Origin of the sequence: Paeniglutamicibacter sp. NPDC091659 (assembly GCF_044756805.1) — a bacterium.
Lineage (GTDB): Bacteria > Actinomycetota > Actinomycetes > Actinomycetales > Micrococcaceae > Paeniglutamicibacter.
This window is the reverse complement of record NZ_JBIVTO010000016.1, coordinates 25,711-39,945: the sequence shown is the minus strand read 5'-3', so window position 1 is coordinate 39,945 and position 14,235 is coordinate 25,711. Positions and strand designations below refer to the sequence as shown.

General features: G+C 65.4%; 12 protein-coding genes. 5 read left to right on the top strand and 7 right to left on the bottom strand.

Annotated elements, in window-relative coordinates; all coding sequences use genetic code 11:
- Window positions 1–827: 827 nt before the first annotated feature.
- From ACIQLF_RS20575 to ACIQLF_RS20560, 4 genes are read right to left on the bottom strand one after another with little or no spacing between them, the layout of a single operon-like run.
- Window positions 828–1,592, bottom strand: coding sequence for an ABC transporter permease (locus tag ACIQLF_RS20575; protein ID WP_400302715.1), 765 nt, complete (start codon window positions 1,590–1,592; stop codon window positions 828–830).
- Complete coding sequence (locus tag ACIQLF_RS20570) at window positions 1,589–2,428, bottom strand: ABC transporter ATP-binding protein (protein WP_400302712.1); 840 nt, start codon at window positions 2,426–2,428, stop codon at window positions 1,589–1,591. The genes ACIQLF_RS20575 and ACIQLF_RS20570 overlap by 4 nt, the downstream gene beginning before the upstream one ends.
- A 25-nt stretch (window positions 2,429–2,453) precedes the next feature.
- Window positions 2,454–2,840: a DUF1048 domain-containing protein gene (locus tag ACIQLF_RS20565; RefSeq protein WP_400302709.1), complete on the bottom strand. Its 387-nt coding sequence runs from the start codon at window positions 2,838–2,840 to the stop codon at window positions 2,454–2,456.
- Between the two features lie 2 nt (window positions 2,841–2,842).
- Complete coding sequence (locus ACIQLF_RS20560) at window positions 2,843–3,193, bottom strand: PadR family transcriptional regulator (protein ID WP_400302706.1); 351 nt, start codon at window positions 3,191–3,193, stop codon at window positions 2,843–2,845.
- A 197-nt stretch (window positions 3,194–3,390) separates the two neighbouring features.
- Between ACIQLF_RS20560 and ACIQLF_RS20555 the strand changes: the two genes are divergently transcribed.
- From ACIQLF_RS20555 to ACIQLF_RS20535, 5 genes are all read left to right on the top strand, one after another.
- On the top strand, window positions 3,391–4,035 hold the full coding sequence (locus ACIQLF_RS20555) for a maleylpyruvate isomerase family mycothiol-dependent enzyme (protein WP_400302704.1): 645 nt from the start codon (window positions 3,391–3,393) through the stop codon (window positions 4,033–4,035).
- Window positions 4,036–4,379: 344 nt separating this feature from the next.
- Window positions 4,380–4,877, top strand: coding sequence for a universal stress protein (locus ACIQLF_RS20550; RefSeq protein WP_400302701.1), 498 nt, complete (start codon window positions 4,380–4,382; stop codon window positions 4,875–4,877).
- A gap of 382 nt (window positions 4,878–5,259) precedes the next feature.
- The gene (locus ACIQLF_RS20545; RefSeq protein WP_400302699.1) at window positions 5,260–5,841 is read left to right on the top strand and encodes a ferritin; all 582 of its coding nucleotides are present in this window, start codon (window positions 5,260–5,262) and stop codon (window positions 5,839–5,841) included.
- A gap of 430 nt (window positions 5,842–6,271) precedes the next feature.
- Window positions 6,272–7,459: a TerC family protein gene (locus ACIQLF_RS20540; protein WP_400302697.1), complete on the top strand. Its 1,188-nt coding sequence runs from the start codon at window positions 6,272–6,274 to the stop codon at window positions 7,457–7,459.
- Between the two features lie 110 nt (window positions 7,460–7,569).
- Window positions 7,570–8,058, top strand: a complete 489-nt coding sequence (locus tag ACIQLF_RS20535; RefSeq protein WP_400302694.1) for a universal stress protein — start codon at window positions 7,570–7,572, stop codon at window positions 8,056–8,058.
- Between the two features lie 54 nt (window positions 8,059–8,112).
- Here ACIQLF_RS20535 and ACIQLF_RS20530 read toward each other — a convergent pair whose 3' ends face one another.
- From ACIQLF_RS20530 to ACIQLF_RS20520, 3 genes are all read right to left on the bottom strand, one after another.
- On the bottom strand, window positions 8,113–10,848 hold the full coding sequence (locus ACIQLF_RS20530; protein WP_400302692.1) for an aminotransferase class I/II-fold pyridoxal phosphate-dependent enzyme: 2,736 nt from the start codon (window positions 10,846–10,848) through the stop codon (window positions 8,113–8,115).
- Window positions 10,849–10,990: 142 nt separating this feature from the next.
- Entirely contained in the window at window positions 10,991–12,148 is a 1,158-nt protein-coding gene (locus ACIQLF_RS20525) for a serine hydrolase domain-containing protein (RefSeq protein WP_400302690.1), read from the bottom strand.
- 181 nt (window positions 12,149–12,329) lie between these two features.
- Complete coding sequence (locus ACIQLF_RS20520; protein ID WP_400302688.1) at window positions 12,330–14,234, bottom strand: biotin carboxylase; 1,905 nt, start codon at window positions 14,232–14,234, stop codon at window positions 12,330–12,332.
- Window position 14,235: the final 1 nt, after the last annotated feature.

The window sequence follows — 14,235 nt, the reverse complement described above, 5'->3', positions numbered from 1 at the left end:
GCTTATGCATATAAGTGTGCATCGATTTGGTTGATGTGTCAATCATTAATTTTTATGATCGCAACACTTCTTCATCTGTTGCCTGCGCGCAAGGGCGGGGGGAGGTCGCGTGAATGCACGGCGAATTCATCTTGAATATGGTGGAGTGACGGCCGGGTTGGCGAAATATGAGCAGAATGGCGGCAACGGCCGGCTCGGTCAGGGTGATGGCGTTGGTGGTGTTGGCGCGTGCCAGGCCGTATCCGAAAGTAACGAAGCCAAGGAGCATCGGCTCGGGGCGTGTAGGTCCCGACGTTTCCCTTCACCTCATGGTGTCTAGGTGTTTGCGATCATCGGTGCGCCGGCCAGCTTCAGCACCGGTGCGAACAGGGTCCCGCCGCACCGAACACCGCACCCGGGGAAGTGGCACGGCCAATGCCCTGGTTCATGAGGCGTTGGGCGCACCACGAGTGCGTGGCGAACGTGGAGTCGGCGACCGGGCGGAGGGCCGTTCCGGCAAGGATTGACCCCGCCTGGCCAGGTCACCTTCCATCGTGGAATGCATGGGCAGTGTGCTGCCGGTGGCGCCGCGTGCGTCGGCTGGCATCCACCACCTGCTGAGCGGGGTGTGTTGCGCAACCCATTCCAAAACGCCACATCCCAGCACGTTCGAGGCCAGTCGGGCCGACGCCGGACAGGGGGTGGCCGATCGTCCGGCGAATGCCAAGACGCGGATCGATCGCCCGTCGTCGACTGGATCAAGGCGGGACGACGAATGCCGCCCGCGTCCCGGAGGGGGAGCGGGCGGCATTCGTTGCAGATCGGAGGTCGGCGATCGGTGCGTGGCCTCAGCTGATCTTGCGGCGGTAGAACGCAACTGCGAAGGCGTAGGCGACCACGAGGATGCCGACCAGCCAGGCCAGCGCGATCCAGATGTCCCCGCCGACCGGTTCCTGGGCGAACAACGACCGGACGGTGTCCACGACGGCCGTCACGGGCTGGTTCTCGGCGAACCAGGCAACCGGGCCGGGCATCGTGCTGGTGGGCACGAACGCCGAGCTGATGAACGGCAGGAAGATCAAGGGGTAGCTGAACGCGCTCGCCCCGTCGACGGTCTTCGCCGACAGCCCGGCGATCACGGCGATCCAGGTCAGCGCCAGGGTGAAGAGGACCAGGATGCCGGCGACAGCCAGCCACGCGGCCGCGGATGCCCCGGTGCGGAACCCCATGAGCAGCGCGACGCCGATGACGACGGCCACGGAGACCAGGTTCGCCGCGAGCGAGGTGAACACGTGCGCCCAGAGCACGCTGGAGCGCGCGATCGGCATGGACGCGAAGCGTTCGAAGATGCCGCCCTGCAGGTCAAGGAACAACCGGTACGCGGTGTACGCGACGCCGGAGGCGATCGTGATCAGCAGGATGCCCGGGAGCATGTAGTTGACGTACGACCCGTCGGAGCCGGTGTTGATGGCGCCGCCGAACACGTAGACGAACAGCAGCATCAGTGCGATCGGGGTGACAGCGGTGGTGATGATGGTGTCCGGGCTGCGCAGGATGTGGCGCAGCGAGCGGCCGGTCAGGACGCCGGTGTCGGCCAGGACGTGGGCGCTCATGGTGTTTCCTTTCCCGCGTGGACCTTGCCGGCGCGGTCTCCGTCGGACCTGCCGGCATCTTCGGTTCCGCCGGTGTCACCGACGAGGCTGAGGAAGACCTCCTCGAGGGAGGGCTGCTTCTCGACGCACTCGACCATGGCCGCCGGGAGCAGCGACTTGAGCTCGGCGAGCGTGCCGTTCCGGATGATGGTGCCCTGGTGCAGGATCGCGATCCGGTCGGCGAGGTGCTCTGCCTCGTCGAGGTACTGGGTCGTGAGCAGCACCGTGGTGCCGCCGTCGGCGAGCTGCTTGACGGTCCGCCACACCTCCAGGCGCGCCTGGGGGTCCAGCCCCGTCGTCGGTTCGTCCAGGAAGATGACCGGCGGGTTGCCGATCAGGCTCATCGCGATGTCCAGCCGGCGGCGCATGCCGCCCGAGTAGGTCGCCGCCTTGCGGTTCCCCGCCTCGGTGAGCGAGAAGCGATCGAGCAGGTCGTCGGCGATCCGGCCGGCGTCCTTCAGGTGGCGCAGCCTGGCGATCAACACCAGGTTCTCGCGGCCGCTGAGCACCTCGTCGACCGCGGCGAACTGGCCGGTCAGGCTGATCGACTCGCGCACCTCGCCCGGATCCGCCGCGACGTCGAAGCCGTTGACGGTGGCGGTGCCCGCGTCGGCCTTCAGCAGTGTCGACAGGATCCGCACCAGCGTGGTCTTGCCGGCGCCGTTCGAGCCGAGCAGCGCGAAGATGCTCCCCGAGTCCACCTCGAAGTCGACGCCGCGCAGCACCTGCAGGTCCTTGAACGACTTTTCGATGCCCCGCACCCGGATCGCCGGGTTGGGGGCCTGGTCGGTTCTCATGTCGGTTTCTCCGTTTCCGGTGCGTCTACGACTGGTCGGCTGACCGGTCGGCGGACTGCTCGGCCGACTGGTCGATGGTGTCGGTCAGGCGCTTGCGCTCCTTGTTGATCCACTGGCCGTCCGAGTAGTTCTGGATGAAGGTGTCGGCGAACTCCACCGGGTCGTCCCCGACGATGTCGCGGATCGGGGTGCCGTCGACCGCGGCGCCCTCGATCAGGTCGGCGAGGTCCTCGAGCATCTGCATCATGACATCGCCCTTGACGATCGACCCGGCGTACATGAAGTAGCGCTCGATCCCGTCGATCGCGGTCCGGTAGCTCACGGGGAGCCCTTCCTTGCGGGCCTTGTACCGGCGCCAGCGCTTCTTGTCCTCGAACGATCCGGTGACCAACTCGATCCATTTTGCTGCCATGGCTACTTGCCTTCTTCCTGCGGGTTGTCGATGTGGTGGCGGAGCTGTTCGATCCGTGCCGCGAGGAAGCTCCAATTCCTCCAGAACTCTTCGAGGTACTCGCCGCCCAGTATGTTCAGCGAGTAGACCTTGCGTGGCGGCCCCTTTTCCGAGGGGACCTTCTCGACGTCGACGAGGCCGCGCTGTTCGATCCTGACCAGCAGGGCGTAGACGGTGCCCTCGACGATGTCGGAGAATCCCTGGTCGCGGAGCCGGGCCGTGATCTCGTAGCCGTATGCCGGCCTGACGGCCAGGGTGGCGAGGACAATGCCCTCGAGCGTGCCCTTGAGCATCTCTGTCGATTGCTTGCCCATGGAACTCTCTCCGTAACTACTCTGTGTTGCTGACTACCACTAAATAGTAACACTGAATAGCGGTCGCGCAAGGGGCGGGTCTTCCGCTTTTCATGAGCCGCCCGGCGGGCTTGGCGCCCTTCCTGCTCGAGGGTCCGGCTGCCGGGCGCCGGCCTTGGTGCTTGTGAATCGTCGCCCCCGGCTGGTTGAGTTGCAGCATGACCCGACTGTCTCCAGCTTCCGTATGGCCAGTGGTGCACGGCGAACGTCGTGCACTGTTCGAGGATCTGCAGGCGCTGGAACCGCAGCAGTGGCAGACGCCGTCGTTGTGCCCCGGGTGGAACGTCCACGATGTGCTGGCACACCTCATCGATTCGGCGCGGACCACTCGCCTTGGTTTTGTGCGCCGCATGATTGCCGCCGGGTTCGATTTCGATCGAGACAATGCCGTCGGGGTGGCAAGGGAGAGGCAAGCGGAACCCGGGCTGACTTTGGCCGAGTTCGGTGCGATCCTGCCGCTGACGTCCACGCCGCCGGCGGCGCTGGCCACACGCCTCGTCGAATCGTTCATCCACGGCGAAGACATCAGGCGCCCCTTGGGCATTGACCGGGAGTATCCGGCGGGGGAAGTGGCCAAGGCCCTGGCATACCAAGTGAACACCACAGTGAAGATGGGTGGCGGCAAGGAAACGGCCGCCGGTTGGCGGTTGATTGCCACCGATGCCGACTTCGTGCATGGCTCGGGTCCCGAGGTCACTGGCCGGGCCATCGCGCTGCTGCTGGCCGTGTCCGGAAGGGCTGTGGGTCCGGGGGAGTTGGGTGGTTCCGGGGCCGCCGACTTCATGGGTCGGCTTCAACACTGACGACAGGCGGTCGCTCGCTTCGAAAGTTCAACGCTGTTGGAAGGACCGCACACGATTCTGTGCCGACCTCCACGTGGCCCGGAATGATGGCCACGATGTGGTTTCGTTGCGCACCGAGTGCGAGCGTGGCCGGGAGCCGACTTTCCGTGGAGCCTGCGAACAGGGTTTCTGGACCGGGGCGGAGATTGCCCTGTGGGCACCGCGACATCCGGCGAGATCCATCGCGGACACCGGATCGTTTCCGCCGGGCTGCCAGTGCTTCGCGGGTACTTCCGTCGGCGGCCTTTCTCGGTCATCCTGATATCGGAACGGCATGGTGCCTTCCGGAGGAGTTAGGGGTAGTCATGTCCTCGAATGATGCGGCCTCGTGGGGTCCACTGATTGTGGGGGTCATTCCCAAGCAGCATCCCGAGGTCGTCGCCCAGGCGTCGGTGCTTGCCCAGCGGCTTGATCGTGCGATCATCTACGCCTATGTGGAACCCAACAGCTATTTGACGGAGTGGAACCTCAAGGAAAACATCAGGGACCAATCGTTGCATCCACGCGATGTCGACGAGGACATGACCGCAGATGCCATGGAGATACGGTCCCACATCGAAACCCAGATGTCGGACAGCACCGCCACGTGGAGCTTGCGAATCCTCGCGGGCGAGGTCTGGAAGGCGCTGGCGCGCCTGGCCTCGGAGACCGACGCGTCGATGATTGTCGTGGGGACCAGGGAACCGACATTCGGTGCGCACGTTTCCCAACTACTCAATGGGGCAACCGCATCTCATCTCACCTTTCACCAGCACCGACCGGTCTTGGTGGTTCCGGTCGTCCCCAAGAAGGGAAAGCCCTGAGGCTGGATTCCCTGGATGCTGCCGCCGTATTCGCGACCTTTCGTTTGCCGTAGTGAAGAAGCAATGGCGGGACGGTCGATGCGAAGAGATTGAGCGCAAAAAGTCCCGGTACCACCGGGGCATTTCTGCGCCGCAGGTTTTGGGCCGGTACAGAGCCGATCACGGGCGCTGTTGCCTCGGCCCACCGTCGAGCACTGCTCGTTGAAGGCTACGCGAGCCCGAAAGAAGCGGTGCTCGCCGCGTTGCCGGAGCCGGCCGCTGCCGGATCTTGACGCGGGGAGCCGAAGCGGAGGAGTCTCGGTGTAGGCCCTCCGGCCCCGGACCCGGCAGAACCGTGGCGCCGCAGGTCCACTCCCATGAACACCCACCAGAGGAGAGCACCATGAGCACGCAGTTCAACGAGCTGCTGACCCGCCAGGTCGGCAACGAGTTCGCGGCCTCCCAGCAGTACATCGCCATCGCGGCCTGGTTTGACGGGCAGGACCTTCCCCGGTTGGCCAAACACTTCTACCGCCAGTCGCTCGAGGAGCGCAACCACGCGATGATGATGGTCCGATACATCCTGGACCGCGGCATCAAGATCACCATCCCCGGGATCGAACCCGTTCGGAACGACTTCGAATCCGCGGAGGAGCCCCTGGTTCTTGCACTTGCGCAGGAGCTTGAGGTTACCGACCGCATCAAGGAACTGTTCGCTGCGGCGCGGGCGGAGAACGACCCCCTGGGCGAACAATTCATGCTGTGGTTCCTCAAGGAGCAGATCGAGGAAGTGGCATCGATGTCCACGTTGCTCAACGTCGCCCGCCGGGCGGACAACCTCTTCGACGTCGAGACGTTCCTGGCCCGCGAGCGGGTGGGCGACGCCGGCCAGCACGGCCACGGGGGACACCACCAACACGGCGGCGACCACGGCGCTCCTTCAGGGGAATCGGGAACGCCGGAGGCCGCGGGCGGGGCACTCTAGACGAACGCATGTGGACCGGGATTCCCGAAATCGATCCTAGTTGTTTGCCGTTCGGCGGGGCCTCGGCCCCGGCTCCCCGCAAGGGCGGGGAAGCGGCACCGACTCGAGGAACAGGGGGTCCCGGTTCCGTGCCATACGGTCTGCCCGGCTTCGAGGGTCCGACCCCGAAGCCATGCAGACCGCACCAGATGCCGCAATCCGAAGACGCACCGTAGGGCAAGGGTCTACCATGTACCTACATAGTGGCGATAGCTTGAGCACATCGGCTACATTTCACTGATTGCCATTGGTGAGGCCGAGAGCAGCAAGGCCCCGGATGCGTCCCGACATTGGAACTGGCGCTTCAGCAGCCGAAGCTGCCGCTCCGGGCCGTGGTCACGCGACAAAACGCCTTGGGCTCGTTGCCGCGGCCCGATGAAAGCAGAGTCACATGACCGTATCGCCCCTCATCTGGGGCATCACCATCGTCGTCATCATTGCCTTGCTCGCATTCGACTACTTCTTCCACATCCGCAAGGCTCATGTTCCCACGCTGAAGGAAGCGGCGGTGTGGTCCTCCATCTATGTGGGCATCGCCGTTCTCTTCGGAGTCCTGGTCCTGTTCCTCGGCGGCACCACCATGGGGTCGGAGTACTTTGCCGGGTACATCACGGAGAAGGCGCTCTCCGTGGACAACCTCTTTGTTTTCCTGATCATCATTGCTAGCTTCAGGGTTCCCCGCGAGGACCAGCAGAAGGTGCTGCTGTTCGGCATCGTGTTTTCGCTGGTTGCCCGGACCGGCTTCATCTTCCTGGGCGCGGCACTGATCAACTCCTTTGCCTGGGTGTTCTACATCTTTGGGCTGATCCTGCTCATCACCGCGGGCAACCTGCTGAAGCCCGGTGCCCACAGCGAGAAGCCAACGGACAACTTCATGGTCAGCCTGGCCATGCGGTACTTTCACACCACGAGCCACTTCGACGGCGACAAGTTGTTCACCATGCACAATGGCAAGAGGGCGCTCACGCCCATGCTGCTGGTGATGCTGGCGATCGGCGGCACCGACATCTTGTTCGCGCTGGACTCCATTCCCGCGATCTTCGGGCTAACCCAGAACGTGTACATCGTCTTCACAGCCACTGCCTTCTCCTTGATGGGGCTGCGCCAGCTGTATTTCCTCATCGACGGGCTGCTGGACCGGCTCATCTACCTTTCCTACGGTCTGGCCGCGATCCTGGCCTTCATCGGCGTCAAGCTCGTGCTGCATGCCCTTCATGAGAACAACCTGCCGTTCGTCAACGGCGGCGACCCCGTCACGGTCGTGGAAATCAGCACGAACCTGTCCTTGGCCGTGATCATCGGCGTGCTCGCCGTGACCGTGATGGCCTCCTTGCGAAGCAAGGCGGGAAAAGCCCAAACGGCCCTAAACAGTGCCCGTCGGCATGCAGCCAGCTACCTCGACCTTGACTACACGGCCGATCCCGCCGAACGGGAGCGGATCTACAGGCTCCTGACTGAAGAGGAGGCTCAAATTCTGGCAATGGACCTGAAATACCGCAACAAGGCCAAAGACATCGAGCGGATTCGTGAACAGATAGCGGAAGCGCACCGGCAACACGAGGAGTATCTGGGGCGATAGCGTCGGCCACTTGCCACTTCCTCATGAAACTACCGCCCAACCTGACCGCCCAACCCGGCCGCTCCGCCCTTCCCGAAGGCCGGCCAGGACAACCACCAAGGAGAAACGCAATGAACAACGAAGCCACCTTCAACACCACGAATCCGGTACCGGAACCTGCCTCCAGCGACAGCATCGTCGTCGGCCACGACGGGTCCAAGGGGGCAAACCACGCATTCGACATGGCCATGGGGCTCGCTGCGGAGCTGTCCGCACCCGTCGTCGTGGTTAGATCCTGGTCGATACTGACCGCGCCGCGGCCGGCCGACTGGGAATACGGTTACGTGTCCTCGTTCGCCGAGTACACCGCCGCGGTCCGCGAGGAGATGGTTCTCGGTCTCAAGGAGACCGTCGGAAAGTACGACAAGGTCCAGGTGACCTACGAGCCTGTCCACGCACCTCCCGCCAAGAGCCTCATCGATTGCTCTCGGAATGCCCGCATGCTGGTGGTTGGAACCCGCGGGCACGGCGGACTTGCCGGGATGCTGCTGGGGTCGGTCAGCGAGCAGTGCGTGCGGCATGCCGCCTGCCCGGTCCTGGTGGTCCGACCAAAGGCCTGATACAACGGCCGCATGGGGCATTCACCCCCCAGCAGATGCCCCATGCGGCCAGTCTCAGGCCCGGCCCGTGCGGGCAGGGAGCTCGTTGATGACCCGGTACCCCAGGTCCGGGTCGAAGCCGTGGATCTCGCGGGTGTCGAGGGCCTCCATGTAGGAGAGGATCTCCTTGGTGACGACCTGCCCCGGCACGAGGATCGGGAATCCCGGCGGGTAGGGGGTCACGAACCCGGCGGAAACCACCTCGTCCCCGGCGATGACCCGCTCGGAGAGCTGCTTCGGCATCAGGTAGCCGCAGCTGCCTGTCTTGTACGTGGTGAAGTACGCTGCGCGAATGTCCCCGTCGGTCGTCTGGGCGTCGCTGCGGAATCGGTCCGCAAAGCGGCTGAAGTCAGGCAGCGGCGGCGGCGTGCCGACCAGTCCCGCAACCATCGCCTTGCGGGCCTCCAGCGCCAGCGGGCCCATGTCCGCCTGTTCGCGCTCGAAGTGCTCGGCCAGCTTGACCAGCACGTCGATCAGGTAGGCCACCGCGCTGCGCGAGGTGCCGATGTTTGTCATGAACAGCACGGTGTTCCGCGAGGTCTTGTTGACCTGGATCCCGTGCAGGTCCATCAGGTACTTGTGCTTGAAGGTGTCGCCGTCCACCCCGGTCTTGCCGATGTGCAGCGTGAGCCGGCTGGGGTCCACGACGAACTCGTCGGTGCGCCAGGCCTCGTCCATGGCGGCGATCCCGTCCTGCAGCGGCATGGGCCTGCTTGTTTCGCGGTACTCCTCCGGGATGAGGTCCAGCGTGCTGAGCACCCGGAAGTACTTCTTCAGCAACGGGTGGCGCGCCACCCTGCGGGCCACCGACTGGGCCAGGTAGGCCTGGCGCTGGACCAGCTCGTAGCCCTCCAGCTCGGCCTGGCGCCGGCCGATGTCCAGCGAGGCGAGGATCTGGTAGTTCGGCGAGGTGGAGGTGTGCGTCATGTAGGCCTCGCGGAAGGTCACCTCGTTGAGGTGGCTGAAGTCCTGGTCGAAGACGTGGATCATCGACCCCTGGCGCAGCGAGGTCAGCGTCTTGTGCGTGGACTGCGTGGCGTAGACGCGCAGCCGGGCGGCGGCCGGGTCCGGCAGCAGCCTGGTGGAGAGCCAGACCTGGTCGTCGACCGGCTGGCCGGTCTCCGGGTCGAAGAGCGCGGCCCGCTGGGCCTCGGCGCGCGCTATGTACTCGGGGTCCTTGAAGTTGGCCTCGAGCGTGGCGGCCGCGGCCATGGCGGTGCGCCGCCGGTAGATGGGGTGGAAGCCGGCGAACGCGAACCAGGCCTCGTCCCAGAGGAAGACCAAGTCCGGCTTGATGGCCAGGCATTCCTCCATCACGCGCTCGACGTCGTAGACGATGCCGTCGAAGGTGCAGTTGGTCAGCGTGACCATCTTGACCTCGTCGAGGCGGCCGGCGCGGCGGTAGTCAAGCAGCATGCCCTTGAGGGTCTTCAGCGGCACGGCGCCGTAGAAGGAGTACTCGTCCAGCGGGTAGGCGTCCACGTAGGCGACCTGCGCGCCGGCAAGCATGAGCGCGTAGTGGTGTGACTTGTGGCAGTTGCGGTCCGCGATGACCACGTCGCCCGGGGCAACGATGGACTGGTGCACGATCTTGTTGGCCGTGGAGGTGCCGTTGGTGACGAAGTAGGTCCGCCGGGCGCCGAAGGCCCGGGCCGCCAGCTGCTGGGCGCCCTTGATGGAGCTTTTCGGGTCCAGCAGCGAGTCGAGACCGCCGGAGGTGGCGGAGGTTTCCGCGTGAAGCAGGTTGCGGCCGTAGAACTCGCCCATGTCCTTGATCCACCGGGAATTGACCACGGAGCCGCCGCGGGAGACGGGCAGGGCGTGGAAGACGGCGGCGGGCTTGCGGCTGTGCTGCTGCACCGCGTCGAAGAACGGGGTCTTGTAGCGGTCGGCGATCCCGCGCAGCAGGGACAGATGCAGCTCCATTGACTCCTCGCGGCGGAAGAGCCGGTTGAACCTGCGGCCCGCGGAACCGGCGAGTTCCTCGATGGACACGTCGGCCACCAGGTACAGGTCCAGCTCGGGGCGCAGCTTCTTGAGCAGGTCGGCCAGCCGCAGGATCCGTTCCTTGGGCGGGAAGGCGGCAACGCCCGGGTCGATCAGGGCGTCCAGGTAGTGGCGCAGGTCGTCGCCCGGCAGGTGCCGGGTCGGCACGGAGAAGCCGGGACGCAGGATGCAGGCCTGGATGGTGGGGTTCAACAGCACGGCGATGAGCGCGTCCTCGAGGCTGGGAACCACGTTCACCTCGTAGGCGAAGGCGTCGGTGGACCGGCGCTGGCGCCGCATCTCGGTGACGAATTCCTCGCGCACGGTCTCCGACATGTCGTCGACGACCAGCACCTCGAAGCGAGGCCGCGGGTCCGGCAGCGCCGGCCCGGCAGGTTCCAGGCCCTGGCCGGGGGACTCCGGGTCCACCCGGTGGTCCTCGGGCTCGGTGTCGAAGCGCGCGAACGCGCGGGTCATCGCCTCGACCAGGACCAGGGCCGCTGAAAAGTCGTTCTCCTCGAACCGGGAGCGAAGCGCCGCCACGTGCGCCATTCCCGGAACCGCCCAATAGGATTCGACCGACTCGAGGACGCGCAACTGGCGCTTGGCCTCGGTGAGCAGCCCCTTTTCGGCTTGGGCGGGGTCGGAGGCGCAGTGCAATTGCTTGGCTGCATAGCCGAGGTACTCCCAGGCGTCGGTGCGCAGCCTCCACACGTTGCTGGGGATGGGGTATTCGTCGTCGTATGTCAGTGCGGGGGCCTTCACGGCTGCTCCGATCCTAGGGTGCGTCCGAGCCGGACGTCTGTTGGCCAGTTCAAGATTCGGGATCGCCGGGAAGGGACGGCGACCACCCACGGGCGGGGCGGGAGGAGTTGGCCAACCGCCCGTGGGGTACAGAAGGAACCGCTCATTCGAGCGTTGCGGCGATCGAGTCGAAGGCGCGCAGGGTGGCAAAGAGCTTGGCTGCATCCTGCGGCAATGGCCAGCTGGACAGCTTCACCCCCACCATCTGTGCGGGCCTGTTGATGTAGATCATCTGCCCGTGGATGCCCAGGCAGAGCAGCACGTCGTTGCCCTCGTACGGGAACCATATTTGGTTGCGGTACATCCCGCCGGGCATCCTGTTGTCGCCCGGGCTGTTCGCGAAGGCCTCGCGGGAATCCGGTGCCCCCGCAAGTGTTTCCGCGACCCAGTCCCCGGAAAGCACCCGTTCGCCGTTGAGCGAGCGCCCGCCGTCCAGGAACAGGGCCCCGAAGCGGGCCAGGTCGCGCAGCGTGGCGTTGATCCCGCCGTCGAACATCCCGGTGCCGAACTGGTCGATGCCGATCGTGGCATCGGATTCGGCACCGATCTTGCCCCAGACCAGGCGGGACATCAGCTCGGGCATGGACTCCCCGGCGGCGGCCTCGCAGACCCACCCGAGCATGTCCGCCTCGCAGGAACGGTACTCGAAGGCCTCGCCGTGGGCGGTCTTTTGCCGCAGCGTCATCAGGTACTCGTAGAGACCGACGGGGCCGGCTGCGGCCGGCGGGGCCCAACCGATGGCCTCCTCCAGCATCCGCACCTCGGCGAACGGATCGAGGTAGTTCTCGGAAAATGCGATGCCCGAGCGCATGTCCAGCAGGTCGCGCACCGTGGCACCGGCATAGCCGGTGTCGGCCAGTTCCGGCAGGTAGGCGGTCAGCTGTTTTTCGGGACACAGCACCCCGGCATCGGAGAGTGCCCCGGCGACCGCGCCGATGAGCGACTTGCTCACCGACATCAGCAGGTGCGAGGTATCGGGCCCCATCTCGCCGAAGTACGACTCGGCGAGCACCCTTCCGCGGTGCAGCACCATCCACCCGTCGGTGTCGGTGGACCCCATGACGGATCCCACGCTTGAGTCCGGACCCACGCCCAGTTCAGTCACGTCCGGAACATCCGGATCGGTGCCCGGCACCATGATCGAATCCAGGTCGCGGTGCGCGGCCGGCAGCGCCACCGCCAGCCCTTGCCCCCGCGAGATCACCGCGGTGGGCAGGAAATCGGCGATGTGCTGAAAGGACCAACGAAGGTTCTCGGGCATCTGCCAGTTTTTCATGTCCACCCCAGGCGGGAGATGATCCAGGTTCGTACCTTCCACTAATGCTCCGTTCCGTGGCCACAGCGGTGCAGCATTGCGCTGCTGCACCGCCACGGCGCTTTCGTTGCTGCTACGTTGCAGCCTTTTCACTGCCGCAGTTTTGCGGCGTAGTTTGCTTCGGGCCCTACCCCGGGGTTTTAACCCCGGCACCCACGGCATAGTCGGCCGTCACCGCCCCATCCAAAGGCAAACCGACGAATCCGGCCCTGATGCAGTCGATGAAGTGCTTGGCCCTAATGCTCAGCTGCGAGGTCCCGTTCCTGTCGATCTGCAGCCGGCCCTTGGTGACCAAAATGCCCAGGTCGGCGCCCTTCCAGCGGTAGTCGCCGGGCCCGTAGACGCGCAGGAAGAACGCCTCGGACTCGTTCTGCAGCAGGTGCCAGTCAAGCGCGGCACCGCTGAAGACCAGGGCGCCGTTGGCGTCCAGGTAGTACAGGCCGGTGGCCGGGGTGGCGGTGAGCAGCTCGACCCGGTCCGAGGTCTCCTTGATGATCATGTGGCTCCACACGTCGGCGCCCGAAAGTGCCTCCCAGCGCTCGTTGATCTCGTTGACGTCCAGCTCGAAGTCCACATCCATGTATTCGAGCAGGTGGAAGAGGAACAGCGGAACGTCGGCGTAGGCACCGGCGGTCACGTTGGTGATGGCGCTGGCCCCGGAAATGCGCGGGTTCAGCTCGCCCAGGTAGACCTCGTCGGTGTCGAGGTCCACGAGCACGTCGACCTCGAAGAAGCCGCGGTAGCCCTCCACGACCAGCCGGTCGCCCATACGCTGGACCAGGTCCATGGCGCGGGCGCGCTGCGACGCGGTGAGGACATCGGGGTGCATTTCATTGCCGCACCAGCCACCCGGGTACGGGGTGAGATCCTTGTGGCCCGCCAGCTCGGCGAGGAACGGGCCCACCACGGTGCCCGAACGCGTGAGCACTGCCTCGACTGCCACCGCCAGGTTGTTGATCCGGCGCATGACCTTGATTTCCTCGCCGACGATCTCCGCGGCGTGGTTGTCCCAGTCGGCCTCGTTGGCAATGAAGAACGTGGTCTTGCCTGAGTCCCCGTAGGGGGTCTGGACGACCAGCTCGTCCCCGAGCCCGGCCTTGTCGGCATCCAGGCGCAGGGTCTTCCAGTCGCTTCCGTTGGTCAGGACGTTCGGCACGGAAGGCGCCCCGGCCTCGTTGCCGAGCTGGGTGGTGACGATCTTGGAATCAAGGCGGCGGCGCAGCTCGGCCGACGGCAGGATCAGGTCGTAGCCCAGCTCGTTGCAGATCTGCTCGGTTTCCTCGTTGAAGAAGACCATGGCGACCTTCGGGCGCACGCCCGGGCGAAGGTCCCTGGCCATGCGGGCCCGGACCTCGGCGTTGAGCAGCAGCCAGTTATTGATCTCCTCGCCGGATTCGAATTCTCGGTACGGCTTGTGCGCGGGGGTGAAGACCCGCGGGTGGGCCCCGTCCCAGGCGTTGTAGTAGCTGATGTAGGTGAAGTTCCGCACCCAGCGATCCAGCCCAAGCAGGTTGAACGGGGTTGCGCCGATGAAGAAGACCGGCACGTCGTTGGTGCGGAAGAAGTGGCGGACCTCGGAGATGTTGCGCAGCTTCTGCGGGTGGGTGACCGCCGGTGCCGTGGAGGCGAAGGCCGCATCGGTGCCGATGGTTGCCTCGGGCGCTTCGGGACCGGTCGGGGTCGCGCGCGGCATTGGTTCCGCGGCCACACGCTTTTCAGCAGGTGCGGCGTCGGCCTTGGCCGCCGTTGCAGGCTTGGAAGCGGACTTGGCGGCCGGCTTTGCGACCGAGGTCTGGGCGGAAGCGGGCACTTGCTTTTCCGTCTTCGCTGCCGACTTTTGCACGGTAGCCGTCTTGGGTGCGGCGGTGGCGGTTTTCCCCGTCGTAGCCGGGGCGGTTGTGGCCGGCTTTTCCGCGACGTTGATCGTCTTCGCCGTGGCCGGCTTTTCCGTTACTGCCGCGCCCGTCTTGGTCGCGGTGTCGGTTGTCTTCGCCGAGGTCTTCGCGGCGGTGGCTTGAGTCGAAGGAGACACT